General features: G+C 36.6%; 2 protein-coding genes. Both read left to right on the plus strand.

From position 1 onward, the window contains the following. Positions 1-534, plus strand: a 534-nt coding sequence (locus tag ABDH49_09090) for a DUF1156 domain-containing protein (GenBank protein ID MEN3047102.1), incomplete at its 5' end; no start/stop codon positions are given. 5 nt (positions 535-539) lie between these two features. Beyond that, positions 540-1,211, plus strand: a 672-nt coding sequence (locus ABDH49_09095; GenBank protein ID MEN3047103.1) for a DUF499 domain-containing protein, incomplete at its 3' end; no start/stop codon positions are given.

The raw sequence follows: 1,211 nt of genomic DNA on the forward strand, positions 1-1,211 counted from the left end.
GTTCTTGAAACGATACTTGAAAAGCTCTTTGGCATATCAAGAAAAGGTGTAGCAGAGGTAGATCCTGCAACAAGATTTTATGTCCTCTGGAGATATACATATGGCAAAATGGAAGTTGACGCTGGAGAAGCTATTGTTTTTGCCTATCCTCAAGGTGTTGAGCTTGATGGTCCTTTAGGACTTTCATCGGGTAAGAATCCTCTTTTGGAAAAGAAAAAGAATAAATATAGGCTAAGAGATTATTCGGAAAGAGGTAAAGATGAAAAGTTGGGCTTGGATGGTAAATCAACTATTGATGTTTTACATAGGCTTCTTTGGTTATTAGAAAACGAAGCATACAAGATACCCGAATATTTAACTCAAGCAATGCCAAATTATGAGCTACTAAAACTTACAGCCCAAGCACTCGCTGGAACATCTTTAGAAGGAAGTGAAAAGCTTATTTCTACTACATCCGATGAAAAAAATATGGCTTCAAGATTATTAGCAAACTGGAAAAATATAATAATTGAAAACACATTATTTGGGAGGTAAGTTATATGAGCATAAAATCTTGGACTGAAGTAGTTAGATTACATCCGGATGTAGAATCAGAGGATACCCCAATTGCAACATATGCAATAGATTTGGGAGCCATTGTTGAAGGAGATCCAAATGTTCCACCTACTTATAAAGACCCTTATTCCTTTTTCCGAGCAACTTATTTGACAAAGGATATGAGAGTTCTAATTGAAGAAGTGTATTATAGACTTTCTGGTAAGGAAGGAAACAGAGTATTACAGCTCAGATCTCCCTTTGGTGGCGGGAAATCACATACTCTTGCTACATTGTATTATGCGTTGAGAAACCGCAAAGAGCTTGAGATATCATTTCCTGAGATGAAAAGCTTACCGAAGATAGAGAATGTAAGAATTGCCGTATTTGACGGAGAAAAATTTGATGCTCTGAATGGGAAAAAGGTAAACGGTAATACAATCCAAACAATCTGGGGTTATATTGCTTGGCAGTTAGGCGAATATAAATTATTAAAAGAGCATGACCAAAAAAGAGTTGCTCCTGGCGGCGATCTAATAAAGAGAATGCTTGGTGAAAAACCTGTGCTAATAATTCTTGATGAAGTCTCACGATATCTGGAAAAATCAATGGCTGTTAAAGTTGAGGATTCTACGCTTTACAGACAAGTTTTGGATTTCATGCAAACCATAACTACA

The organism is Candidatus Hydrothermales bacterium, assembly GCA_039630235.1.
Taxonomy (GTDB): domain Bacteria; phylum Hydrothermota; class Hydrothermia; order Hydrothermales; family JAJRUZ01; genus JBCNVI01.